24 protein-coding genes and 1 tRNA gene are annotated in these 23,272 nt (G+C 70.0%); 2 read left to right on the top strand and 23 right to left on the bottom strand.

Annotated elements, in window-relative coordinates; genetic code table 11:
• Window positions 1-442: 442 nt before the first annotated feature.
• The 6 genes from J0I43_RS07285 to dusB form a co-directional block, all read right to left on the bottom strand.
• Window positions 443-1,306, bottom strand: coding sequence for a hypothetical protein (locus tag J0I43_RS07285; protein ID WP_292861266.1), 864 nt, complete (start codon window positions 1,304-1,306; stop codon window positions 443-445).
• A gap of 151 nt (window positions 1,307-1,457) precedes the next feature.
• Window positions 1,458-1,533: transfer RNA gene (locus J0I43_RS07280), tRNA-Asn, on the bottom strand.
• Window positions 1,534-1,602: 69 nt separating this feature from the next.
• Window positions 1,603-2,367 carry an ATP-binding cassette domain-containing protein gene (locus tag J0I43_RS07275; protein ID WP_292861264.1) on the bottom strand — a complete coding sequence of 255 codons (765 nt, stop codon included), beginning with the start codon at window positions 2,365-2,367 and terminating at the stop codon, window positions 1,603-1,605.
• Between the two features lie 45 nt (window positions 2,368-2,412).
• Window positions 2,413-4,320: a DNA primase gene (gene dnaG, locus J0I43_RS07270; RefSeq protein ID WP_292861261.1), complete on the bottom strand. Its 1,908-nt coding sequence runs from the start codon at window positions 4,318-4,320 to the stop codon at window positions 2,413-2,415.
• Window positions 4,320-5,744, bottom strand: a complete 1,425-nt coding sequence (locus J0I43_RS07265) for a deoxyguanosinetriphosphate triphosphohydrolase (protein WP_292861258.1) — start codon at window positions 5,742-5,744, stop codon at window positions 4,320-4,322. The genes dnaG and J0I43_RS07265 overlap by 1 nt, the downstream gene beginning before the upstream one ends.
• Window positions 5,698-6,873 carry a tRNA dihydrouridine synthase DusB gene (gene dusB, locus J0I43_RS07260; protein WP_292861255.1) on the bottom strand — a complete coding sequence of 392 codons (1,176 nt, stop codon included), beginning with the start codon at window positions 6,871-6,873 and terminating at the stop codon, window positions 5,698-5,700. The genes J0I43_RS07265 and dusB overlap by 47 nt, the downstream gene beginning before the upstream one ends.
• 62 nt (window positions 6,874-6,935) lie before the next feature.
• Between dusB and J0I43_RS07255 the strand changes: the two genes are divergently transcribed.
• Complete coding sequence (locus J0I43_RS07255) at window positions 6,936-7,442, top strand: glutathione peroxidase (RefSeq protein ID WP_292861252.1); 507 nt, start codon at window positions 6,936-6,938, stop codon at window positions 7,440-7,442.
• Window positions 7,443-7,458: 16 nt separating this feature from the next.
• On the opposite strand, the gene J0I43_RS07250 is transcribed toward J0I43_RS07255, so the two are convergent.
• The 3 genes from J0I43_RS07250 to recO are packed head-to-tail and all read right to left on the bottom strand — an operon-like array spanning window position 7,459 to window position 9,708.
• A complete protein-coding gene (locus tag J0I43_RS07250) occupies window positions 7,459-8,121 on the bottom strand; it encodes a DsbA family oxidoreductase (RefSeq protein ID WP_292861249.1) in 663 nt (220 codons plus the stop codon).
• Between the two features lie 46 nt (window positions 8,122-8,167).
• Window positions 8,168-8,983: an isoprenyl transferase gene (locus J0I43_RS07245; RefSeq protein ID WP_292861246.1), complete on the bottom strand. Its 816-nt coding sequence runs from the start codon at window positions 8,981-8,983 to the stop codon at window positions 8,168-8,170.
• Window positions 8,980-9,708, bottom strand: a complete 729-nt coding sequence (gene recO, locus J0I43_RS07240) for a DNA repair protein RecO (protein ID WP_292861243.1) — start codon at window positions 9,706-9,708, stop codon at window positions 8,980-8,982. The genes J0I43_RS07245 and recO overlap by 4 nt, the downstream gene beginning before the upstream one ends.
• A 35-nt stretch (window positions 9,709-9,743) precedes the next feature.
• Between recO and J0I43_RS07235 the strand changes: the two genes are divergently transcribed.
• Complete coding sequence (locus J0I43_RS07235) at window positions 9,744-10,439, top strand: TRIC cation channel family protein (protein ID WP_292861240.1); 696 nt, start codon at window positions 9,744-9,746, stop codon at window positions 10,437-10,439.
• Between the two features lie 159 nt (window positions 10,440-10,598).
• On the opposite strand, the gene leuA is transcribed toward J0I43_RS07235, so the two are convergent.
• From leuA to hrcA, 14 genes are all read right to left on the bottom strand, one after another.
• Complete coding sequence (gene leuA / locus J0I43_RS07230) at window positions 10,599-12,362, bottom strand: 2-isopropylmalate synthase (protein WP_292861237.1); 1,764 nt, start codon at window positions 12,360-12,362, stop codon at window positions 10,599-10,601.
• Between the two features lie 167 nt (window positions 12,363-12,529).
• A complete protein-coding gene (locus J0I43_RS07225) occupies window positions 12,530-13,465 on the bottom strand; it encodes a zinc-binding dehydrogenase (RefSeq protein WP_292861234.1) in 936 nt (311 codons plus the stop codon).
• Window positions 13,466-13,480: 15 nt separating this feature from the next.
• The gene (locus J0I43_RS07220; RefSeq protein ID WP_292861231.1) at window positions 13,481-14,230 is read right to left on the bottom strand and encodes a hypothetical protein; all 750 of its coding nucleotides are present in this window, start codon (window positions 14,228-14,230) and stop codon (window positions 13,481-13,483) included.
• Window positions 14,227-15,414 carry a hypothetical protein gene (locus J0I43_RS07215; RefSeq protein WP_292861228.1) on the bottom strand — a complete coding sequence of 396 codons (1,188 nt, stop codon included), beginning with the start codon at window positions 15,412-15,414 and terminating at the stop codon, window positions 14,227-14,229. The genes J0I43_RS07220 and J0I43_RS07215 overlap by 4 nt, the downstream gene beginning before the upstream one ends.
• Window positions 15,411-15,713, bottom strand: a complete 303-nt coding sequence (locus J0I43_RS07210; RefSeq protein ID WP_292861225.1) for a hypothetical protein — start codon at window positions 15,711-15,713, stop codon at window positions 15,411-15,413. The genes J0I43_RS07215 and J0I43_RS07210 overlap by 4 nt, the downstream gene beginning before the upstream one ends.
• Complete coding sequence (locus tag J0I43_RS07205) at window positions 15,710-16,021, bottom strand: SAV_915 family protein (protein WP_292861222.1); 312 nt, start codon at window positions 16,019-16,021, stop codon at window positions 15,710-15,712. Before J0I43_RS07205 ends, J0I43_RS07210 begins: the two co-directional genes overlap by 4 nt.
• 43 nt (window positions 16,022-16,064) lie before the next feature.
• Entirely contained in the window at window positions 16,065-16,958 is an 894-nt protein-coding gene (gene era, locus J0I43_RS07200) for a GTPase Era (RefSeq protein WP_292861219.1), read from the bottom strand.
• Entirely contained in the window at window positions 16,955-18,328 is a 1,374-nt protein-coding gene (locus J0I43_RS07195) for a hemolysin family protein (protein WP_292861216.1), read from the bottom strand. The genes era and J0I43_RS07195 overlap by 4 nt, the downstream gene beginning before the upstream one ends.
• On the bottom strand, window positions 18,325-18,792 hold the full coding sequence (gene ybeY / locus J0I43_RS07190; protein ID WP_292861213.1) for an rRNA maturation RNase YbeY: 468 nt from the start codon (window positions 18,790-18,792) through the stop codon (window positions 18,325-18,327). Before ybeY ends, J0I43_RS07195 begins: the two co-directional genes overlap by 4 nt.
• Entirely contained in the window at window positions 18,789-19,838 is a 1,050-nt protein-coding gene (locus J0I43_RS07185; protein ID WP_292861956.1) for a PhoH family protein, read from the bottom strand. Before J0I43_RS07185 ends, ybeY begins: the two co-directional genes overlap by 4 nt.
• 43 nt (window positions 19,839-19,881) lie before the next feature.
• Window positions 19,882-20,229: an HIT domain-containing protein gene (locus J0I43_RS07180; RefSeq protein ID WP_292861210.1), complete on the bottom strand. Its 348-nt coding sequence runs from the start codon at window positions 20,227-20,229 to the stop codon at window positions 19,882-19,884.
• Window positions 20,230-20,279: 50 nt separating this feature from the next.
• Window positions 20,280-21,005: a 16S rRNA (uracil(1498)-N(3))-methyltransferase gene (locus tag J0I43_RS07175; protein WP_292861207.1), complete on the bottom strand. Its 726-nt coding sequence runs from the start codon at window positions 21,003-21,005 to the stop codon at window positions 20,280-20,282.
• A 12-nt stretch (window positions 21,006-21,017) separates the two neighbouring features.
• Window positions 21,018-22,127 carry a molecular chaperone DnaJ gene (gene dnaJ / locus J0I43_RS07170; RefSeq protein WP_292861204.1) on the bottom strand — a complete coding sequence of 370 codons (1,110 nt, stop codon included), beginning with the start codon at window positions 22,125-22,127 and terminating at the stop codon, window positions 21,018-21,020.
• A 95-nt stretch (window positions 22,128-22,222) separates the two neighbouring features.
• Window positions 22,223-23,272: a heat-inducible transcriptional repressor HrcA gene (gene hrcA, locus J0I43_RS07165; protein WP_292861201.1), complete on the bottom strand. Its 1,050-nt coding sequence runs from the start codon at window positions 23,270-23,272 to the stop codon at window positions 22,223-22,225.

The raw sequence follows: 23,272 nt of genomic DNA, 5'->3' as shown, positions 1-23,272 counted from the left end.
CATCAATCCATGGTCGCAGGACGAGCGCCTGCTCGCTATGCAACACTCACTCTGCAACTTTTATGGCCGCTGACCTGGGATTGATTTTCAGAGCTTCAAGCGCGGAGGGCCGCCGGCAGGGAAGACTTGACTTACTGCCGCACCAAATGAGTGGAGCCGAAGTGCCCAGAGGACGCCGCCGCACATTGTCAGAGGGCAGCGTGACCGTGCAGACCCAAATCCCCGCCGACTTTGACGCAGCTGTGACGAGCTCGTGGCCATGAGCGGCGGGGTGAGCAAGGCGGCGATCCTGCGCCATGCGATCCTCCAGCCGTTCGCCGCGACCAACCCACAACTCGCCGAGGCCCTAGCTAACGCTCCGGCCGTCGAGACCAGCGCCGCCTAGGCGCACGACAGCCAACCCCAACGGAAGGAATCGCAATGCCTCCGAAGTACATCATCTTCACACCGATGGAGCGTCGGATCGTCTAGCGATAGCGCCCGAAGTGAACCACTGCACAAGTGGCACCGCGAGCAGGACCGCGGCCTCAGCCTCGGCTTGAGTTGGCTTGCGGTAGTTGTTGCCGCCGTGGCGGCTCTCCTGGTCGACCCATAGCGCTTCCGCCATCTGTACAGCCACGTTGCCGTGCGAAGGTCCGAAGTCGATCGCCCAATCCCTCTGAACCTTCATGTCCCGGACCATGGACCCGAGCGTGGCTTTCGCGTTCTTGGGTGACACCTTGTCATATCCGGCTTCCTCGACTGCCTTGATCGCCTTCTCGTACGCCTCTTCGGCGTCGGGCGAGCGGCCGAACGCAGCGTGCCACGCCTCCGCCAAGAGCGTTCCGGCACTCCCAGAACTTGCGACGATGTCTGTTGCGGCCAGCGCTACGCCCTCGGGCACTCGCTTCTCCAGGGAGGCGTGTCCATCCCGATCACCCACCGCCCACTCCGAACCTGCGTCGCGGAGGAGGTCTTCGAGGGCGTCTTGAAACTCGCTAGCTTGCCAGCCGAGCCTCTCGACGTGGAAGACGAGAAAGTCGATGAAGTCCAGAAACTCGTCAACACCCATCGCGTCGTACAGCCCTTGGACAGCCGTCTGTCGGAGGTTCGACAGCAAGGATCGAGGGCGCCGCGTGGCTGTCTCGAACTCTTGTAGCAACTCGGGGTCGGGCGAGTAGGGGCCTTCGAGCGTGCCGTGATTCGTCTTGCGCATCCCCATCACAGCGGTGGCCCACATAACCAGGGGACGAAGCATCCATGTCGGTACACCAGGGTGAAGCGCCGCCAGGTCGGTCGGGTCGGATCTTCGCGAGCGCCACTGCATGTTCTCATCTTGGCGGAGCAATCCGAGATCCGCGCTGACGGCGCGCGCGTGCGAAACACTCGCGCTGAATTCGCGCTGATTTCCGATTTCAGCAGCGAAAAGGAAGAAGGCCCGGAACCTGGTTTTACTCAGGAATTCCGGGCCTTCTGCGTGGCTCCCCGGCTTGGACTCGAACCAAGAACCTGCCGGTTAACAGCCGGCTGCTCTGCCAATTGAGCTACCGAGGATCAGTCACCCGCGAGCGGGCAACCCGTCCATACTAGCAAATCCGCAAGGGTGCTCGTGACCGCGCGCGACTACGACGCGAGGCGTGTCGCCTCATCGGGAGTCCAGAGGACGTCGCTCGTGCCGTGTCCGAATCCGACGGGGTGACCGCCGCGCAGCACCAGCACATCGGCATCCAGTTCCTGCACCGCGACAGCGTCGTTCGTCACGATGAGGATCGCCATCGCCTCCTCGTCGCGCCGTCGCAGAAGGGCGTCGCGCGCGGCGAGGCGGACTTCGGGATCGAGGTTCGCGTACGGATCATCGCCGATGAACACGCGCGGCTGCAGGACGAGGGCGCGCGCGAGGGCGACCCGCTGGCGCATGCCCGAGCTGAGTTCGTACGGATACTTCGCGGCCGCGCCGAGAGGAAGCTGCACCTCGTCGAGGAGGCCCGCGATGCGGTAGGAGAGCGCCCGCTGGTTGACGCGTCGATCGCGCGAGGTGACCGGCTCGCCGATCAGCTCCGCAACCGTCATCCGCGCCGCGAGCTGTGCCCCCGCACCCTGCTCGAGATAGCCCGTCAGGTACGACCGCACGCGCCGCGCGCGACCGCCTCTGCGCACCGAGATGCCCGCGACGTGCGCTGCGCCCCCGACGACGGTGAGACTCGCGTTGTCGGCACCGGCGAGGATCGCGGCGAGACTCGACTTGCCCGCGCCCGTCGGCCCCATGAGCGCGAGCGCGCGCGCCGCCTCGAGACGCAGCGTCACGCCCTCGACCACCCGCACACCTCCACGCGCGACCGAGAGGTCGTCGCAGTGCACGGCGAGATCGTTCACGGGGCGTCGCTGCATGCGATCATCCTGCCGGGTTCGCGCCGGGCGCGCCAGCGCAGCGTCTCACGCCCCTTCGGCGAGGGTGCGCCGCCGCGCGTCGAGATCGCGCAGCTGCAGGCGAACCGCCCGCCCTTCCTCCGATTCGGCCGGAACACGCTGGATCGCACCGAGCAGCGCCGACTTCTCCCGATCGATCGCGCGGATCCGGAGCGTCCGCGCGAGGGACCGCGTCGACGAATGCGCCTCTGCCTCGGAGAGGGCGGGGAAGCTCGCCGTCAGGAGTTCCACCGCGAGCGAGCGGAACGGCTCGCGCACCGCTTCGGCAGCCGTCACCGCCCACCCGATACGCGTGCGGTCCGGCTGCGCCAGCAGTGCCTGGCGCACGGCATCCAGCGCCGGCACCGTCATCGGCAGGGCCAGCGCGGCGTCGATCTCGGCGGCGTCCACGACGTGGCCGTACTGCAGGATGCCCATGAGCGCATCGCGCTCGAGCGCGGCATCGGACGACCGCGGCAGGGTCGCGATCGTCGCGCGGGGGGCGGCGGGTGCCTCCCCGGCTGCTCCGCCCGGTGTCGCTCCGGGCGTCATTCCCTGTGCCGCTCCCGGGGCGGCCCGCCCTCCGGGTCCGGGACCCGCGGCCGTCGCCGATCCGCCGTCGGAGCGCGTGGCGGCGCGAGCCACCGCGCGATGCACCTCGCGGAGGTCCTCGCCGAGCCGCCGTGCGAGGACGTGCTCGTAGCGCCCGCGGATGCCGCTGTCCTTGATCTCCGCGACGATCGGCGCCGCCGAAGCGAGAGCCGCGACCCGACCCTCCACGGATGCGAGATCGTGCCCCGCGATGCGCTGGTCGATGACGAACTCGAACAGGGGCGACTTGGTCTCGATCATCGACCGCACGGCCCCGTCGCCGCGGTTGAGGCGCAGATCGCACGGGTCGAGGCCCTCGGGTCCGACCGCGACGTAGCTCTGCAGGGTCGACGTGCGTGCTTCGGCGAAGGCGCGGACGGCGGCCTTCTGACCGGCGGCATCCGGATCGAAGGTGAAGACGACCTCGCCGGAGCTCTCCGTGCCGACGATGCGTCCGACGACGCGCATGTGCTCCGAGCCGAACGCCGTCCCGCAGGTCGCGATCGCGCTCGTGACGCCCGCGAGGTGACACGCCATGACGTCGGTGTAGCCCTCGACGACGACGACGCGGTGCGAACGGGAGACCTCCTTCTTGGCGAGATCGAGGCCGTACAGCACCTGCGCCTTCTTGTAGATCGGCGTCTCCGGGGTGTTGAGGTACTTGGGGCCCTGATCGTCGTCGTAGAGGCGACGCGCGCCGAAGCCGATCGTCTGACCGGTGATGTCGCGGATCGGCCAGATCACGCGCCCGCGGAAGCGATCGTAGCCCCCGCGCTGACCCTGCGACAGGATGCCGGCGGCGAGGAGCTCCTCGTCGGTGAATCCCTGGCTGCGCAACGCATCCCGGGCACCGTTCCACCCCTTCGGCGCGTAGCCGACGCCGAAGTGCGCCGCCGCGCCCGCGTCGAAACCGCGCTCGCCGAGGAATCGGCGGGCGGCGTCGGCCTCGGGCGTCGCGAGCTGGCTGCGGAACCACTCCGCGGCGGCCGTGTTCGCCTGGTAGAGGCGCGTGCGCCCGCTCGTCTCGGGCGCCGCTCCCCCGTCCTCGTAGTGCAGCGTGTAGCCGATCCGCCCCGCGAGGCGTTCGACGGCTTCGGTGAACGACAGGTGGTCCATGGCGCGGAGGAACGAGTACACGTCGCCCGACTCCCCGCACCCGAAGCAGTGGTAGTACCCGACCTGCGGTCGCACGTGGAAGCTCGGACTGCGCTCGTCGTGGAAGGGGCACAGGCCCTTCAGGGATCCGACGCCGGCCGATTTCAGCGCGACGCGCTCGCCGACGATGTCGGCGATGTTCGTCCGCGCCTTGACCTCGTCGACGTCGGCCTGCGCGATGCGCGCCATCAGACGCCGTCCAACGGCCAGAGCCCGGGGATCGGCTCGGGCAGGGCGAAACCCGCGTGCACGGTCGCGCGGCCGTCGCTGGACCAGAGGCCGAGTTCGCGGAGGTCCACCGGCCCGATCAGGCGCGCGTGCCATTCGATCGCGAAGCGATCGGTGAGGCTCGCGACCTGATCGACGACGACGCGGCGGCGCGCGGCATCCGTCGCCGCCGTGCGGAAGTCCTCGGCGTGGAGGCGATCCAGGTGCTCGGGCCGCTCCCAGAGCGCCGTCGCGAGACGCTTGAGGACGCGTCGCTGCTCCTTGTAGAGCCCCTTGCGTCCGTCGATCGTGACGACGAACGCGCCGATGATGCCCTTCAGCACCGCCATCTCGGCCTCGACGATGCGCGGCACGACGACACGTCCGCGGTAGCGCGTGAGAGAGGGGCCGATGTAGTGCTCGCGTGTCGCGGTCGTCGCGGCGCGGGCAAAACGCCCGATGAGGTCGGAGGTGAGGTTCTTCAGCCGCGCCACGCTCGCGCGGTCGCCGGAGAACTCCGTGAGCCACTCCGGCAGGCGGGTCAGGCGGTACAGGGCGTCTTCGAGCTCGTCCCGCGCGAACCCGTAGCCCACCCACGTCTGGATCGCCGTCAGCAGCGCATCACGCTCGCGCGGGTCGGTGAGGCGTGCGGGATCGAGGTAGCCGTTGAGCACGGCGTCTTCGAAGTCGTGCACCGAGTAGGCGATGTCGTCGGAGAGGTCCATGACCTCCGCCTCGATGCAGCGCAGGCGCCCCGGCGCGCCCTCGCGCATCCAACGGAACAGGTCCTCGTCCTCCGGATACACCCCGAACTTGTCGCGCCCACCCGGGTCCGGAACGGCGTGTTCCACGGTCCAGGGGTACTTGCAGGTCGCATCGAGGCTCGCGCGGGTGAGGTTCAGTCCGATCGAGCGACCCGCGGCGTCCACGACCTTCGGCTCCAGGCGCGAGAGGATGCGGAGGGTCTGCGCGTTGCCCTCGAACCCGCCGATGTCGTCGGCCCATTCGTTGAGCGCACGCTCGCCGTTATGGCCGAAGGGCGGATGCCCGATGTCGTGGCTGAGGCACGCCGTGTCGACGACGTCGGGCGAGAGTTCGAGCGCGACCGCCAGCTCACGACCCACCTGCGCCACCTCGAGCGAATGGGTGAGCCGATTGCGGGCGAAGTCCGCCGGGCTCGCGGGGCTGAGCACCTGCGTCTTGGATGCGAGCCGGCGCAGCGCCGCCGAATGCAGCACACGGGCACGGTCACGCGCGAAGCTGTCGCGCTGCGACCGGTGCGTCTCGGCGAGGAAGCGTTCGGCGTCGTGGTCGTCGTAGCCGGCGGGCCGGCCCGACAGCGCGCCGAGGGCGCCTCCCTCACCCGCCACTGGTGTCCAGTTCGGCGTCGGCGAGCGTGCGCGCATCGTCTCCCGCCATCTCACGGGTGTCCAACCAGCGATCGGGCAGCGCGGGCCGCTTGGGCGTACCCGCGCGCCCGCGCTGGCCCTCGGCAGCCGCACCGGGGTACGGCGCATCGAGATCCATCGCGCCGAGCAGGTCGTCGATCTCCGCGAGCGTGGATGCCGTCGCGAGCGCCGCGCGCAGCTCTCCGCCGACCGGGTACCCCTTGAAGTACCACGCGACGTGCTTGCGGATGTCGCGGCATCCGCGGCCTTCGTCCTCGAAGAACTCGACGAGGAGCTCCGCGTGGCGGCGGAAGGCGGCCGCGACGTAGCCGAGCGTCGCGTCGGGACGGATGCCGGGGGCACCGAAGGCCGCGGCGAGGTCGCCGAACAGCCAGGGTCGGCCGAGGCAGCCGCGGCCGACGACCACGCCGTCGCAGCCGGTCTCGGCCATCATGCGGACGGCGTCCTCCGCCGACCAGATGTCGCCGTTTCCGAGGACGGGGATGCTCGTGACGGCCTCCTTCAGCGCCGCGATCGCCGACCAGTCGGCGTGGCCGGAGTAGAACTCCGCGGCCGTCCGGGCGTGCAACGCGACTGCGGCGACGCCGGCGTCCTCGGCGATGCGTCCGGCGTCGAGGAACGTGAGATGGTCGGCGTCGATGCCCTTCCGCATCTTCACCGTGAGCGGCACATCGCCCGCCGCGCGCGCCGCGCGCGTGACGATCTCGCGGAAGAGGCCCGTCTTCCATGGGAGGGCTGCTCCCCCACCCTTGCGCGTGACCTTGGGCACGGGGCATCCGAAGTTCAGGTCGATGTGATCGGCGCGGTCCTCCTCGACGAGGAGCCGGACGGCGGCTTCCGTCGTCGCGGGGTCGACGCCGTAGAGCTGGATCGAGCGGGGCGTCTCCGACTCATGATGCGTGATGAGGCGCATCGTCGTCGCGTTGCGTTCGACGAGCGCGCGCGTCGTGATCATCTCGCTGACGTACAGACCCGCGCCGTACTCGCGGCAGAGCCGCCGGAACGCCGTGTTCGTGATCCCTGCCATCGGCGCGAGCACGACGGGCGCGTCGAGGGTGATCGGCCCGATCTTCAGCGCGGGCGTCGCCTCGACGAGCGCGGAGGCTGCGGGAGTGGCGGTGGACATCCTGTCCATTCTCCCAGACATGACGGCGCCGCAGGCGCCTCGACGGTCCTATCGTGGACAACATGGCGAACACGACCCCTGTGGACATCCGCGACATCCCCTACACCGATGCCGCAGGCACCGAACGCACCCTCGCCGAATTCGGCGACTCGACGCTGCTCATCGTCAACGTCGCATCCAAATGCGGCCTCACGCCGCAGTACGAGCAGCTCGAGCAGCTGCAGAAGACGTACGGCGAGCGGGGCCTCCAGGTGATCGGGTTCCCCTGCAACCAGTTCATGGGGCAGGAGCCCGGCTCGATGGACGAGATCCTCGAGTACTGCTCCGTGACCTACGGCGTCACGTTCCCCGTCGCGGAGAAGATCCGCGTGAACGGTTCACACGCCGCCCCGCTCTACAAGGCGCTCAAGAAGGCGAAGAACGTCGAGGGTGCGAAGGGCCCCGTGATGTGGAACTTCGAGAAGTTCCTCGTCAGCGCCTCCGGCGCCGTCCACCGCTTCCGCCCGCAGACGAAGCCCGACGCGCCCGAAGTCATCGCGGCGATCGAGGCATCGCTCCCCGTGCGCTGAGGCGCGGTGAGGCCGTTCAGGCCTGCCGCTCCGACCACACCTGGCGAGCGATCTGCGCGAACGCCTCCGGCGGCTGCGCACCGCTGACGCCGTAGGTGCCGTCGATCACGAAGAACGGCACACCCTGGATGCCGTAGGCCTGCGCCTGCGCCTGGTCGGCACGCACGTCCGCGAGGTGACGGTCCGATTCGAGCGCGCCGCGCGCGGCATCCGCATCGAGACCGACCTCGGCGGCGAGGGCGACGAGGTCGTCGACGCGGCCGACGTGACGCCCCTCGGTGAAGTACGCGGACATGAGCCGCTCGGCCATCTCCGCCTGCCGGCCCTCCGCCTTCGCGAAATGGAGCAGCTCGTGCGCCTTGACCGTGTTGGTGTGCTGCAGCAGATCGAACCGGTACTCGAGCCCGGCGTTCGCCGCGACACCCGTGACGTTCGTGAGCATCTCCTGCACGCGCTCGCGCGGCATCCCCTTGTGTCCGGCGAGGAAGTCGAGCTCGTCCCCGTCGAAGTCGACGGGGGTGTCGGGCGAGAGTTCGAACGAGTGGAAGGTGACTTCCACCTCCGGCGCGTTCTCGTCAGCGGCCGTCGCCGCGAGGCCCGTCTCGAGGTTGCGCTTGCCGATGTAGCACCACGGGCAGGCGATGTCGCTCCACACGTCGATTCTGATCTTGTCCGTCACCTCAGACATAACCGCGACGGCGTCATGATCTATTCCCGCAGCGGCATCAATCGGACTGCGCGTTGGTCGGCGCGTCGACCGCTCCGCCGAAGCGGCGGGTGCGACTGAGGTACACCTCGATCGCGTGCCACAGGTCGGTGCGCGAGAAGTCGGGCCACAGCGTGTCGAGGAAGACCATCTCCGCGTACGCCGCTTCCCACAGCAGGAAGTTCGACGTGCGCTGCTCGCCGCTCGATCGCAGGAAGAGATCGACATCGGGCATATCGGGGACGTAGAGGTGTCGGCGGAGGGCCTTCTCCGTGATCGCGGAGGGCTTCAGCCGGCCCGCGGCGATCTCCTCGCCGAGCGCGCGCATCGCGTCGATGATCTCGTGGCGCCCGCCGTAGTTGATGCACATCGTCAGGGTCAGGGTGTCGTTGCCGCGGGTGAGCTGCTCGGCGTACTGCAGCTCCTTGATGACCGAGCCCCACAGTCGCGGTCTGCGGCCCGCCCAGCGGATGCGCACCCCCCACTCGTTGAGCTGATCGCGGCGGCGGTGCAGCACGTCGCGGTTGTACCCCATGAGGAAGCGGACCTCGTCGGGAGACCGCGTCCAGTTCTCCGTCGAGAACGCGTACACGCTCAGGTGCTTCACCCCCGTCTGGATCGCGCCCGCCACGACGTCGAGCAGGACCTCCTCGCCCGCGCGATGCCCCTCGATGCGGGTGAGGCCGCGGCGGTTCGCCCAGCGGCCGTTGCCGTCCATGACGATCGCGACGTGGCCGGGCACGCTCCCCTTGGGGAACGCGGGCGGGTGGACGCCCGTCCAGTCGAGCGGGCGGTACGGGACCGCGTCGCGGTGCGTGTAGGGCTTGGGGCTCACCGCAGGTTCTCCACGTGGGACAGGGAGCGGATGCCGCGCTCCAGGTGGTACTGGGTGTAGGCGGCCACGAGACCGGATGCCGCTGCCGAGGTCGCGTCGGGCGCGGCATCCACGCTCTCCCACTCCCCCGCGATGAGCGCGCGCAGGTGCGCACGGGTCTCCGGCCGGAGGCGCGCGGAGCCCACCGGCGCGCAGGCGGTGCACACGGTGCCGCCGAGCTGCGCGACGAAACCGTCGTGCGGGCCCGGTGCGCCGCAGCGCGCGCAATCCTCGAGCGACGGCGCCCATCCGGAGAGCGCCATCGCACGCAGCAGGTACGAGTCGAGCACGGACCGTGCCGTGTGCGCGCGGAGCGACAGCGTGCGCAGACCCCCGACGAGGAGGAGGTACTGCTGCGGGGTCGCCTCCGCGTCACCGAGCCGGTCTGCGGTCTCGACCATCGCGTGGGCCGCCGTGTAGCTGTCGTAGTCCGTGACGATCGACGCGCCGTACGCGCCGAGCGACTCGGCCTGCTGGACGATGTCGAGCGTGCGCCCCTGGTAGAGCTGCACGTCGGCGACCATGAACGGCTCGAGCCGTGCCCCGAACTTCGACGACGTGCGACGCACGCCCTTCGCGACGGCGCGCACCTTGCCGTGACGGCGGCTGAGCATCGTCACGATGCGGTCCGCCTCCCCGAGCTTGTGGGTACGCAGGACCACGACTTCGTCGCGGTAGGTGGGCACCCCTCCATTATCGCCGGGGGGACGACAATGGAGGGGTGACACAACCCCTCTTCGTGATCCCGCTGTGGGCCGACCTGCTCGCCGTCGGGCTCGGCGGTGTGCAGGGTGCGCTCTTCGCGTCCGGCTTCGTGGGGCGTCAGCGACTCGACCTCCTCGGCGTGACCCTCATCGGCATCGTGATGGGCATGGGCGGCGGACTCATCCGCGACCTGCTGCTGAACGTCGCGCCGACGACGCTGCAGAGCAACTGGTACCTGCTCACGGCGGTCGGGGCGTCGCTGGTCGGCATGCTCCTGGCGGGGGTCTTCCGCAGGCTCAATGCCGTCATCGTCGCGCTGGATGCCGTGGTCATCGGCCTGTTCGGAGCCTTCGGCACCGCGAAGGCCCTCGTCATCGGACTCCCGCTCGTGCCCGCGGTGTTCGTGGGCGTGTGCGCGGCCGTCGGCGGCGGCATCCTGCGGGACGTCATCCTCGGGCTTCCCGTCGCGATCATGCACGTCGGTTCGCTGTACGCGGTCGCGGCGGGAGTGGGGTGCGCCGTCCTCGCCGGAGCGGCCGCCCTCGGCGCGCCGATCGTCGCCGCCGCCGTCGCATGCGTCATCGTCACGACCGTCATCCGTCTGCTCGCCGTGATCTTCGACATCTCCCTCCCCGAGCAGCGTGCGCTGCATCGGCGGAAGGTCGCGATCGAGACGAGCGCGATCCCGATCATCCACCCGCCCGCGGACTGACGACTACCCCCTCCCTCTCCCGTCCCCGCGACCCCCGCCCCGCGACCGCGAGACTGCAGTGGTGCGCCGAAACTGCGCGCGGTGGCTGCAGTCTCGGCGCACCAGTGAAGTCTCGGCGACGGGCGCGGGGCGACGGGCGCGGGGCGGCGACGGGGCGGATCAGACCGCGGCGAGGTCGGCGCCGGCGGCCGCGCGCGTGCGGATCGCGCGGTTGACGGCGGACACGATCGCCTTCAGGGATGCCGTGGAGATGTCACCGTCGATGCCGACGCCCCACAGGCGCTCGCCGTCGACCTGCAGCTCGACGTACGACGCCGCCTGGGCGTCGCCCCCCGCCGAGAGCGTGTGCTCGACGTAGTCGTACAGCGTGATGTCGAAGCCCTGCTCGCGCACGACCTCGAGGAACGCCGACACCGGGCCGTTGCCGACGCCGCGCGTCGCGACCTCGCCGTCACCGTCGCGCAGCGTCACGTCGAGCGAGACCTCGCCCGACATGTCGCTCTGCGTGCGCGTGGACAGCAGCTCGAACCGGCCCCACTTGTCGGAGGCGGACGCCGCCGGCAGGTACTCATCGGTGAAGATCGACCAGATCTGGTCGCTCGAGACCTCGCCGCCCTCGGCATCCGTCTTGGTCTGCACGACGCCGGAGAACTCGATCTGGAGCTTCCGCGGCAGGTCCAGTGCGTGGTCGGTCTTCAGCAGGTAGGCGACGCCGCCCTTGCCCGACTGCGAGTTCACCCGGATGACCGCTTCGTACGAGCGGCCGAGGTCCTTCGGATCGATCGGCAGGTACGGCACCGCCCACTCGATCTCGTCGACGGTGACGCCGGCCGCCGCAGCCGTGGCATCCATCGCCTCGAAGCCCTTCTTGATCGCGTCCTGGTGCGATCCCGAGAACGCCGTGAACACGAGGTCACCCGCCCAGGGGCTGCGCTCGTGCACGGGCAGCTGATTGCAGTACTCCGCGGTGCGCTTGACGTGGTCGATGTCGCTGAAGTCGATCTCGGGGTCGATGCCCTGCGTCAGCAGGTTGATGCCGAGCGCAACGAGGTCGACGTTGCCGGTGCGCTCGCCGTTGCCGAACAGGCACCCCTCGATGCGGTCCGCGCCGGCCATGTAGCCGAGTTCGGCGGCCGCGATCGCGGTGCCGCGGTCGTTGTGCGGGTGCAGCGACAGGATGACGTTCTCGCGGTGCGCGAGGCGACGGCTCATCCACTCGATCGAGTCGGCGTAGACGTTCGGCGTGGCCATCTCGACGGTCGCCGGCAGGTTGATGATCACCTTGCGGTCGGGCGTCGGCTCGAAGATCTCGATGACCTGGTTGCAGACGTCGAGGGCGAACTCGAGCTCGGTGCCCGTGTACGACTCGGGCGAGTATTCGTAGTAGACCCGCGTCTGGGGGATCCGCGTCTCGAACCGGCGGCACAGCCGCGCGCCCTCGAGCGCGATGTCGACGATGCCCTGCTTGTCCGTGCGGAAGACGACCTCGCGCTGCAGCACACTCGTCGAGTTGTAGAGGTGCACGATCGCCTGCTTGGCGCCGGCGATCGCCTCGTACGTGCGCTCGATCAGGTGCTCACGTGCCTGCGTCAGCACCTGGATCGTGACGTCGTCCGGGATCAGGTCTTCTTCGATCAGCTGGCGCACGAAGTCGAAGTCGGTCTGGGATGCCGAGGGGAATCCGACCTCGATCTCCTTGTATCCCATGCCGACCAGCAGCTCGAACATGACGCGCTTGCGTTCGGGGCTCATCGGGTCGATGAGCGCCTGGTTGCCGTCGCGGAGGTCGACCGCGCACCAGCGCGGCGCCTTCGTGATGCGGGCATCGGGCCACGTGCGATCGGGCAGCGAGACGTTGATCTGCTCGTGGTACGGGCGGTACTTGTGGACCGGCGCGCCGGAGGGCTTCTGGGTGTTTTCCATGATGGGTGGCTTCTCTCGTCTGGTGAGGCGGGCCAGGTGTCGCACCAACGACGAGCTCCGCGACGAGGAAGGCCCTAGATCGAGGCCTCGTCGCGGCAGCTAAGAAGGAGCTGGCCGAAGCGCATGCTGACAGAGTACACCCGCGCGGGCGTCCTCAGCACACGGCCTCAGGGGACGAGCGCGAGGGCTCCCCCGGGGTGCCCCGAGGCGATGAGGGCGAGCGCCGCGCGGGCGTCGGCGAGCGGGTAGATACGCGCGACGGGAACGGTGAGCGCGCCGGATGCCGCGGCCGCGATGATGCGGGCCCGTGCGGCATCCCGGTAGCGCGCACTGTCGGGCTGGGAACCCGCGATCCACCGGAAGCCGTCTCGTGCGGCGCGGGTCGGATCGACGATCGTCACGATCCGCGAGCGATCCGCGACGAGCGCGAGCGAGGCGTCGATCGCCTCGGATGTGCCGACGGCGTCGAGCGCGGCGACGAGCGGTGCCCCGTCGGCGGCGGCAGCGATGCGCTCCCGCACTCCGTCGCCGTAGGCGACCGGGATCCCGCCGAACGCACGCACTCGATCGAACGACGCCTCGGACGCCGTGCCGACGACTCGGATGCCGCACGCGGCGGCCTGCTGCAGGATGCTGACCCCGACCGCCCCCGACGCACCGTGCAGGACGATCGTCTCCCCCACCCTCGCGCCCGCGATCGCGAGCATCTCGGCGGCGGTGGTTCCGGTGAGGAGCAGGTTCGCCGCCTCCGGGTGCGTGAGGATCGCGGGCTTGTGGAACACCGTCGAGGCGTCGACGGTGAGCTCGGTGGCATAGCCGCCCTGGACGCGGAAGGCCAGGACCTCGTCCCCCACGGCGACCTCGCCCGAGCCGATGCGCGTGTCCGGGCCGATCGCCGAGACCGCGCCGGAGACCTCGTAGCCGATCGCGACGGGCCACCGCTGACCGCGTTCGACGGCGACGTGCTTCGCGTCGGCGGGGTTCACGCCGGCCGCGGCCACACGGATCGTGACCTCACCCGTCGCGGGTGCTGGCGCCTCGGCATCCACGAGCTCCCAGGTCTCGGGGCCGCCGGCGGCTGTCGCGATCCATCGCCGTGCCATCAGATCTCCTGCCGTTCAGAATGCGCCGTCACGAAGCAGCGCGAGCGTCCCGTCGCCGATGTCGGCCCGCGCGTGCGGGGTACGGGCGTAGAAGGTGAGGAGTTCGGCGAGGATGATCGGATCGCTCGCGAAGTCGCGTGCGGCGAAGCTCACCCCGCCGCCGCCCGCGACGCTCACCTCGACGCGGTTGCCCACCAGGCGCGCGCCGCCGACCTCGTCCCACGGCGCGCTGAGGTTGTTGCGCGGCACCTTCAGCGTGACGCCGTCGGGGCGGAGAGTCAGCACATGTGCGCCGTCCGCGCCCACCCACGCCCGCACGCCGCCGTAGATGAGCAGCACCGCGACGACGGGAACGAGCAGCAGTGTCAGCACCGGGACGTTCGTCGACGTGACGGTTGAGATCATCCAGACCCACGTCGCGAGGAGCGCGATCCCGCAGACGCCGAGGAGACGCAGCACGCGGCGGACCTCCGCCGCGCCCGAGAAGCGCGCGATGCCCTCACCGATGTCGATCCGCACGACACGAACGCGCTCCACCCGGATCTGGACGAGAAGCAGCCAGATCCCGAGGCCGAGAGTGAGGAGCGCGACGACCCCCGTCGCCTTCATCGCCGGGGCGGGATCGAACAGCCAGACCAGCGCGCCCGCGGCGACCGCCACGGCGAGGATCGCCACCAGTATCCCGACTCCCGCGAGCGAGCCCTGCTGGCCCTCCCATCCCCGCCGGCCCGGGACGAACACGGACTGCGGCTGCCGTCGGGTCATCCGAAGACCCCTTTCCACGCGTCACCGACGAAGTCGGTCGTGTTCTCCCAGGCATCCTCGGCGAAGTCCGTCGTCGCATCCCACGCCTGCTCCATGCCGGCGTCGATCGTCTCGCGGACATCCTGCGGCACCCAGTTCTCGTACGCCCAGACGGCACCGGCTCCCACCGCCACCGCGGCGCCGGTGACGACGAGAGCCGTGCCCCACACCGGCAGTGTCACGACACCGGCCGCAGCCAGGGCACCCACGGCGGCGGTCGCGGCCACGCCGCCAACGATCCCTCCCGCGATGTTCACCGCGGTGGACGATGGGTCGTCGCCGCTCTCCATGGCCGATCCGAGCGACCAGATGTCGATTCCCCACCCGATCACCGGCACGGCCTTGCCGAGTCGGGACAGGCGTCGAGCGAGCTCTTCGGCCTCGTCCGCCGCCCAGCGCATACCGCGGGGGTTGGCTTCCTCCGCCGCAGCGCGGATCGCCGGGTTGCCCGAGCGGAGCTGGCGAACGTAGGTCGACGCGTCGGCGCGGAGACCCTCGGCCTGCGTCACGAGGTCGTCAGCGGTTAGGCTCCACGCCATCGCCGACGCGTCGAGGTAGCCGCGCGGGATCGCGCCGCCCACCCCGCGGAGGCTCGTCAGCATCTGTTCCGCGAGCGTCTCGGAGGGCATACCGGCGAGGAACTGGTCGAGGTTCTCCGCGATCCACACCTCGAGCTCGCCCCACCACGCACCCACGTCCTTCGCGATGTCGTTGTAGACGTCGACCTGATCGAGGAAGTCCTGCCACTCGTCCCAGTACGGGTCGTCACTGGTCGCCGGGCACACCGGCACGAGCGAGACCGGCCGCTGGATGATCATGCCCTGGACCGTGAGCCCCGCACCGGCCGCCTTCTCGCGGTGGCGCGCGAAGGCGTCGCGCATCCGCTCCAGCTGTCCCGCGTAGGAGCGCAGCTTCTCGGCCGCATCCCGGGCCACCGGCACGATCTCGTCGGCGGCATCGCCGAGGTCGGAGAGGCTCGACACATACGAATCGGCCGATGCGCCGAACCAGTGCGAGCGGACCGACACCGGAATCAGGTCGGCACCCGAGGACACCGTGTCCGCCGCGGTCTTCATCCCGGGATCCAGCCACTCGGCGGCGGCACGCACCTGGGCCGGCTCGCCCTTGGTCGTCGTGTCGATCACGAGCTCAGCTCCTCCAGCTCGCGTGCGATCGGTGCGAGTCGTTCGAGGGCGTCCTCCTCGGTGCGCAACGAGTCATCGGCGATGGCGGACACGATCTCGCCGAGCGTGCCGTTGATGCGATAGAGGGCGTCGACGCCGTTCCCCACACGCTGCAGGATCGCCGCGATGCTGTCGGAGGCGAGACCCCCGTCGACCGCCGATGGGATGTCGTCGAGCTTGCCTTTGACGATCTCGGAGATCTCCTCGTGCATCTCCACATGGCGGGCCATCACCTCCCGATCCATCGCGATGCGCGTCATGCGATCACTCCGTCCCGACGGTAGGCGTCCGGGATCCGAAGGTCGAAGACGACCACGTCGTACGGCTGCTCACGCATGACCTCGGACAGGTCCTCGGTGCGCATCAGCACCCACGGCTGGCGATCCCCCGCGAGCGTGAGCAGTCGGTCCAGTGCCGTGTAGGCGAGGAGGGCCTTCCTGCCGTCGCGGAGCTCACGGATCTCGACGAGCTGGGCGCCGGGAGTCGATCGCGTGCTGAGCGGCAGATACAGCACGGGAGGCACGGAGGCGGGAGTGATCTCGGGGCGCTCAGACATCGGATCGGACACGGATGGTCTCCTTCGGTGATTCGTGCGGTGATACGTGCGGGCGTCAGAACCCGAGGCGTCCGAGCTGCTTCGGGTCGCGCTGCCATTCCTTCGCGACGCGCACGTGCAGCTTCAGGAACACCTTCGTTCCGACGAGGGGCTCGATCTGCGCGCGGGCACGGGCCCCGACCGAAGCGAGCCGCGACCCCTTGTGCCCGATGATGATGGCTTTCTGGCTGTCGCGCTCGACGACGATGTTCGCGTAGATGTCGGTCAGCGACCCGGTCTCGCGTTCGGCGATGTCCTCGATCGTGACCGCGATGGAGTGCGGCAGCTCGTCACGCACCCCGTCGAGCGCCGCCTCGCGGATGATCTCGGCGATGCGATCCTCGAGCGACTCGTCGGTCACGACGCCCTCTTCGTACAGGGCGGGCCCCTCCGGCATCAGACTCAGCAGCTCGTCCGCGAGGACGTCGAGCTGTTCGCCGGCGACCGCCGAGAGCGGGATCACGGCCGCCCAGTCCTCGCGCAGGCCGTCGGCTTCCAGGAGCCGCTCGGTGATCTCGTCGCGGGACGCGATGTCGGTCTTGGTGACGACGGCGACCTTCTTGGCACGCGGGTAACCGTCGAGGGATGCCGCGATGCGCCGGTCTCCGGGCCCCACCTTCTCGGTCGCCGGGACGAGGAAGCAGATCACGTCGACGTCGCCGAGCACCTGCTCGACGAGGTCGTTCAGTCGCTGCCCGAGGAGCGTCCGCGGCTTGTGGATGCCGGGGGTGTCGACGATCACGAGCTGGCCGGCGGGCCGGTTCAGGATGCCGCGGATCGCCCGGCGCGTCGTCTGCGGCTTGTCCGACGTGATGGCGACCTTCTCGCCCACGAGCGCATTCGTGAGCGTGGACTTGCCCACGTTCGGTCGGCCCACGAACGTCACGAAGCCGGATCTGTGCACGGTCATCGCTGGTCACCTCTCTGCGACGGGTTCTTCGGGATCGGGATCGCGCCGGTGCGCGGGGCGCGCCCGCCGAGCGCCTTCTCGGAGTCGGCGGGTGCGTCCACGCGCTCGACGAACACCGTCGCGAGGCCGCGTCCGCGGCCGCGTGAGGTCCCGCCGGTGAGCACGAGGCCGCCGCTCGGACCATCGAATCGCGCATCGACCCGAGCGGTGGCACCGGGGAGCGGCACGCGGCCGAGCAGCTTGCCCAGAAGTCCTCCGACCGAGTCGACGTCTTCGTCCTCGAGGTCGATGCCGAAGAGCTCGCCGACCTCGTCGAGGCCCAGTCGCGCGCTCACGCGGTAGCGCCCGTCGCCGAGGTCGACGATCTCGCTCTGGCGCGGATCGTACTCGTCGGCGATCTCCCCGACGAGCTCCTCGATGAGGTCCTCGAGGGTCACGAGCCCCGACACGCCGCCGTACTCGTCGACGACGAGGCAGACGTGCACGGCATCCCGCTTCATCTGCTGGAGGAGCGTCTCGGCCTTCATCGACTCGGGCACGAAGACCGCCGGGCGCGCGATCTGCGCGACCGGCGCACCGCGCCAGGCCGACTCGTCGCGGAACGCGAACTGCACGAGGTCCTTCAGGTAGACGACGCCGGTGATGTCGTCGGCCTCGCCGTCGGCGACGGGAACGCGCGAAACGCCCTTGTCGAGGAAGAGCTGCATGGCCTCCTGCGTGGTGGCTGCGGCATCCATCGTCACCATGTCGGTGCGGGGCACCATGACCTCGCGCACGAACGTGTCGGTGAAGTCGAAGACCGAGTGGATGAGCTCGCGGTCATCCTCTTCGATGAGGTCCTGCGAGGCGGCCTCGTCGACCATCGAGAGGAGTTGCTCCTCGCTCGCGAACGACGTGCCGTGCGGGACGCCCGGCGTCACGCGGTTGCCGACGACGACGAGGAGATGCGCAAGCGGGCCGAGGATGATGCGCGCGCCGCGCACGACGGGTGCGAAGGCGCGCAGGAGCCCCCGCGCGTGCTGGCGGCCGACGGCACGCGGGCTCGCGCCGACGAGGACGAACGAGACGGCGGTCATGAGGATCGCGGCGGCGAGCATCGCCCACCAGATGCTGTCGAACAGGGACGTGAACGCGGCGGTGACGAGCACCGCTGCGGTCGTCTCGGCGAGGATGCGGATGAACACGACCGCGTTGCCATGCGCTTCCGGGTCGGCCGCGATGCGCATGAGCGACGTGCCGTTGCGGCCGGTGGCGGCGGAGTCCATGAGATCGCTGCGCCCCGTCACGCCGAGAGCCGCGTCGAGGGCCGCCATGAGACCGCCGAGGCCGACGAGCAGTGCCGCAGCGACGAGGAGCAGCGCGGTGGTCATGCGCGTCGTCGGCGCTCGGTGGCCTGGAAGGAGGCGATGAGCTCCCGCTGCAGCCCGAACATCTCGCGCTCTTCGGCGGGTTCGGCGTGGTCGAAGCCGAGCAGGTGCAGCGTGCCGTGCGTCGTGAGGAGGATCAGCTCGTCGAGCGTCGAGTGCTTCGCCGCCTGCGCCTGCGTCTCGGCGACCTGCGGGCACAACACGATGTCGCCGAGGAGGCCTGCGGGCGTCGGCTGCTCCTGCGTGCCGGGGCGGAGCTCGTCCATCGGGAAGCTCAGAACGTCGGTCGGACCGGGCTCGTCCATCCACTGCACGTGCAGCGCCTCCATGGCGCCCTCGTCGACGAGGAGGATCGCGACGTCGGCATCCGCGCTCACGTTGAGCTCCGCGAGGTTGTGCTCGGTCAGGCGGAGCAGCACCGTCTCGTCGACGTCCACACCGGACTCGTTGGTGATCTCGATCGTCATGACATGCCTCGCTTGGGGAGATGGTCTCGGGGCCCGCCGGGCCGGGATGCGTGCCCGCGGCGCTCGGCGCGGTTCGCAGGATCCTTGGATGCCACGAACGCCGCCGCCTCGTCGCGGTCGCGCCGCGACGCGAGGCGCTGCTCGTCGTATTCGGTGTACGCGTCGACGATGCGTCCGACGAGGGTGTGGCGCACGACGTCGTCGCTCGTCAGATAGCTGAAGTCGATGTCGTCGACATCCTTCAGGACGCGTGTGACCAGCCGCAGACCCGATGCGCCCTGCGGAAGGTCGATCTGCGTGATGTCACCCGTGACGACCATGCGCGTGCCGAAGCCGAGCCGGGTGAGGAACATCTTCATCTGCTCGGGGGTCGTGTTCTGCGCCTCGTCGAGGACGACGAACGAGTCGTTGAGCGTGCGCCCGCGCATATACGCCAGCGGGGCGACCTCGATGGTGCCGGATGCCATGAGCTTCGGCACGATCTCGGGATCCATCATCTCGTTGAGGGCATCGTAGAGCGGACGGAGGTACGGGTCGATCTTGTCGGTGAGGGTGCCGGGCAGGAACCCCAGCCGCTCCCCCGCCTCGATCGCGGGCCGACTGAGGATGATGCGGCTGACCTCCTTGCGCTGCAGCGCCTGCACGGCCTTCGCCATCGCGAGGTAGGTCTTGCCGGTGCCGGCGGGGCCGATGCCGAACGTGATCGTGTTCTCGTCGATCGCATCGACGTACGCCTTCTGGCCGAGGGTCTTCGGCCGGATGACGCGCCCGCGCGACGACAGGATCGCTTCGCCGAGCACTTCCGACGGGCGCGGTCCGCCCTCGGTCCGCAGGATGCGGTCGCTCGACACGACGTCGGAGGGGTCGAGGCCGTGACCGGTGCGGGAGAGGGCGATGAGCTCTTCGACGAGGGCGCGGGCGCGGGCGACGGCATCCGCAGCGCCGGCGAGGGTGATCTCGTTCCCCCGCACATGCACCTGGACATCGCGGTGCTCGCGTTCGACGACGCGCAGGAGCCGGTCCTGCGGACCGAGCAGCTGCACCATCGCGACGCCGTCGGCGTAGATGGTCTCGGTGACGTCGGAGTCGTCAGCCACCGAGCCTCCCCTCCTCCAGTCCGCCGGAGAGGACGTGGGCGTGCACGTGGAACACCGTCTGCCCCGCACCGGCACCCGTGTTGAAGATGAGACGGAAGTCGCCGTCGCCGTGCTCGGCCGCGAGGGTGCCTGCGAGCCCGATCATCTCGGTGAGCAGTGCCGGGTCGCCGCCGGCCAACTCGACCACGTTGCGGTACTGAGCGTCCTTCGGGATCACCAGCAGGTGGACGGGCGCCTGCGGCGCGATGTCGCGGATCGCGAAGACGTTCTCGGTCTCGGCGATGATCTCGGAGGGGATCTCGCCCTCAAGGATCCGGGTGAAGATCGACGACTCGCTCATGCCGTCCAGTCTATGGCGCGGGGTTCGACCGGTGGCGGGAGCGGCCGCGCTCACCAGCGCCCGAGGCGCGCATTGAGCACCGCCAGCGCCGCGGGGCCGGCGGTCGACGTGCGGAGCACGGTGTCGCCGAGGCGCACGAGCTCGGCTCCCGCCGCGGCGAGCGTCGCCAGCTCCTCGGGAGCGATGCCCCCTTCCGGACCGACCACGAGGACGAGGTCGCGGGAGTCTTCGGCATCCACTCCCACGTGCGACAGGGCGGCGGATGCCGTCGGCTCCAGCACGAGCACGCGTGCCGCGCGGCGGGCGGCGATCTGGGCCGTCGTCACGGGATCGGCGACGGGCGGCACCCACGCGCGATGCGCCTGCTTCGCCGCTTCGCGCACGATGGTCGACCAGCGCGCGACGCCCTTCGCGGTCTTGTCGCCCGTCCACCGCGAGACGCTGCGCGCCGCCTGCCACGGGACGATCTCATCGACGCCCAGCTCGGTGGCGGCCTGGATGGCCAGTTCGTCGCGATCGCCCTTCGCAAGCGCCTGCACCAGGACGAGACGCGGGGATGCCGGGGCCACGATGCGCCTGTCGACGACGCGGACCACGACGCGCTGGGGCGACACCTCCTGGACATCGCCGGTCAGCCACGTGCCGCGCCCGTCCCCGACGGTCACCTCCTCACCGACGCGCACGCGCCGGACGACGGCCGCGTGGTGCGCCTCGGCGCCGGTGAGGGCGATCTCCTCCCCGGCGGAGAGGTCGTCGACGAGGAAGTGCAGCGCCATGTCGGTCGCCTCTCAGGCCCGGAACTTGTCGCGGAGCTTCGAGAACAGTCCCTGATGGAATTGCGCGAGCTGCGGCGCGGGAGCCTTCGTCTTCTTCGCGAAGTCCTCGATGAGCGCGCGCTCCTTGGGGCCGAGCTTGGTCGGTGTCACGACCTGCACGCCGACCCGCAGATCGCCGCGCGTTCCCCCGCGCAGCGGCGTGACGCCGCGCCCCTTGATCGTGAGCACGTCTCCCGACTGCACGCCCGCACGCACCTCGAGATCGACGTCGCCGTCGAGCGAAGTGATCGTCGTCTTCGCGCCGAGGATCGCGTCGGGCATCGACACCTCGAGCGTCGCGAGGAGGTCGTCGCCCTCCCGGCTGAAGACCTCGTCGTGAGCGACCGTGACCTCGAGGTACAGGTCGCCGTGCGGACCTCCCGCGGGCCCCACTTCGCCCGAGCCGGGCAGCTGCAGCCGCAGTCCCGTCTCAACGCCGCCGGGGATGTCGACCGACACGGTGCGGCGGGCGCGCACGCGGCCCTGTCCCTGGCACGTCGCGCACGGGTACGGGATGGTGGTGCCGTAGCCCTGGCAGGTCGTGCACGGCTGGGAGGTCACGACGTTGCCGAGCAGGCTCCGCACGGTGCGCTGGACCTGGCCGGAACCGTGGCAGATGTCGCAGGTCACCGGCTGCGTGCCGGGCTGGCAGCACGAGCCCTGGCACGTGTCGCAGAGGACCGCCGTGTCGACCTCGATGTCGCGGTGCGTGCCGAAGACGACATCCCGCAGGTCCAGCGTGACGCGCACGAGCGCGTCCTGTCCGCGTTCGCGACGCGAGCGCGGCCGCCCCGACCGGGCTCCCCCGCCGCCGAAGAAGGTCTCGAAGATGTCGCCGAACCCGCCGAACCCGCCCGCGCCTCCGCCGAACGGCGACCCGTCGCCGCCCATGTCGTAGCGCTGGCGCTGCTCGGGGTCGCTCAGCACGTCGTACGCATGCGTGACGAGCTTGAAGCGCTCGGATGCCTCTTCGCCCGGGTTCACGTCGGGGTGCAGCTCCCGCGCGAGACGGCGGTACGCCTTCTTGATCTCCTCGGGCGACGCGTCGCGCGAGACTCCCAGAACTTCGTAGTGGTCGGCCACAATCGCCTTTCCTGACCGCGCCCGGCGCGGTGTGTCTTCCGTATGTGCTCCGCGTGCTCCCGGGACGCGGTGTCCCCGGGCTCACTTCCGCAGGCTCAGCGGGACGCGTCGTCCTCGTCGAGCAGGCGGCTGAGGTAGTGCGCGACGGCGCGAACCGCCGCGAGGTTGGTGGGGTAGTCCATCCGCATCGGACCCAGCAGCCCGACCCGAGCGCGGCTGCCGGCGCCGTCGTAGTCGCTCGTCACGACGGATGCCTCGGCGAGGCCGAAGTCGGCGTTCTCACGCCCGATGCTCGCCGCGAGACCCTTGTCATCGGCGACCATCTCTCCCATGAGCCGGAGGAGCGTCACCTGTTCCTCGATCGCCTCCAGCAGCGGGTAGATGCTGCCGCGGAAGTCGCCCTCGCGGCGCGCGAGCGTCGCACTCCCGGCCATGACGAGCTTGTCCTGCCGGAAGTCCTCGAGCTCCTCCGCGACGATCCGCGCGACGACGCGCACCGCCGTGTCCACCGCCTCGGACGCGCCGGATAGCGCGGTCGGCGTCACGCCGAGATCGGCGATCGCCTGCGCCGCCTCGGCGACGGGCTTGCCCGTCACGAGCGCGGCGATGGACTGTTTGACGGCGGCGGCATCCGTCTCGGCGAGCTCGTACGGCAGGAACGCGACCCGCTGCGAGACCCGGCCCGTGTCCGTCACGACGATCACGACGACGCGCGCGCCGCCGAGGTGCACGAACTCGACGTGCGAGACGCTCGCGCGGGCGAACGACGGGTACTGCACGATCGCGACCTGGCCCGTCAGCTGGGTGAGGGCGCGCACCGTGCGCGTGAGGAGGTCGTCGAGATCGGCGGGGTCGGCGAGGAACGTCGAGATCGCCGCGCGCTGCGCGCCCGAGAGCGGCCGCAGCTCGGCGAGGTGGTCGACGAACACGCGATAGCCCTTGTCGGTCGGGACGCGGCCCGACGAGGTGTGCGGGGCAACGATGAGATCCTCGTCCTCGAGGAGGGCCATGTCGTTGCGGATCGTCGCCGCGGATACGCCGAACTGGTGGCGATCGACGATCGTCTTGCTGCCGACCGGCTCGTTCGTGTCGACGTAGTCCTGCACGATGGCGCGGAGGACCTGCAGGCCGCGCTCCGAGACCAT

Origin of the sequence: Microbacterium sp. (assembly GCF_017305435.1) — a bacterium.
In the GTDB taxonomy this organism is placed as follows: Bacteria; Actinomycetota; Actinomycetes; order Actinomycetales; family Microbacteriaceae; genus Microbacterium.
This window is presented reverse-complemented; position numbering and strand designations above follow the sequence as displayed.

Coding starts and splice junctions, on each gene's coding strand:
- J0I43_RS07220 (WP_292861231.1), bottom strand. CDS start 14,230: ATGACCCGACGGCAGCCGCAGTCCGTGTTCGTCCCGGGCCGGCGGGGA.
- J0I43_RS07255 (WP_292861252.1), top strand. CDS start 6,936: ATGGCGAACACGACCCCTGTGGACATCCGCGACATCCCCTACACCGAT.
- J0I43_RS07285 (WP_292861266.1), bottom strand. CDS start 1,306: ATGCAGTGGCGCTCGCGAAGATCCGACCCGACCGACCTGGCGGCGCTT.
- J0I43_RS07265 (WP_292861258.1), bottom strand. CDS start 5,744: ATGCGCGCACGCTCGCCGACGCCGAACTGGACACCAGTGGCGGGTGAG.
- J0I43_RS07275 (WP_292861264.1), bottom strand. CDS start 2,367: ATGCAGCGACGCCCCGTGAACGATCTCGCCGTGCACTGCGACGACCTC.
- ybeY (WP_292861213.1), bottom strand. CDS start 18,792: ATGACGATCGAGATCACCAACGAGTCCGGTGTGGACGTCGACGAGACG.
- J0I43_RS07185 (WP_292861956.1), bottom strand. CDS start 19,838: ATGGTGCAGCTGCTCGGTCCGCAGGACCGGCTCCTGCGCGTCGTCGAA.
- J0I43_RS07225 (WP_292861234.1), bottom strand. CDS start 13,465: ATGGCACGGCGATGGATCGCGACAGCCGCCGGCGGCCCCGAGACCTGG.
- era (WP_292861219.1), bottom strand. CDS start 16,958: ATGACCGTGCACAGATCCGGCTTCGTGACGTTCGTGGGCCGACCGAAC.
- J0I43_RS07175 (WP_292861207.1), bottom strand. CDS start 21,005: ATGGCGCTGCACTTCCTCGTCGACGACCTCTCCGCCGGGGAGGAGATC.
- dusB (WP_292861255.1), bottom strand. CDS start 6,873: ATGTCCACCGCCACTCCCGCAGCCTCCGCGCTCGTCGAGGCGACGCCC.
- J0I43_RS07180 (WP_292861210.1), bottom strand. CDS start 20,229: ATGAGCGAGTCGTCGATCTTCACCCGGATCCTTGAGGGCGAGATCCCC.
- leuA (WP_292861237.1), bottom strand. CDS start 12,362: ATGGAAAACACCCAGAAGCCCTCCGGCGCGCCGGTCCACAAGTACCGC.
- hrcA (WP_292861201.1), bottom strand. CDS start 23,272: ATGGTCTCGGAGCGCGGCCTGCAGGTCCTCCGCGCCATCGTGCAGGAC.
- J0I43_RS07210 (WP_292861225.1), bottom strand. CDS start 15,713: ATGACGCGCATCGCGATGGATCGGGAGGTGATGGCCCGCCATGTGGAG.
- J0I43_RS07195 (WP_292861216.1), bottom strand. CDS start 18,328: ATGACCACCGCGCTGCTCCTCGTCGCTGCGGCACTGCTCGTCGGCCTC.
- dnaG (WP_292861261.1), bottom strand. CDS start 4,320: ATGGCGCGCATCGCGCAGGCCGACGTCGACGAGGTCAAGGCGCGGACG.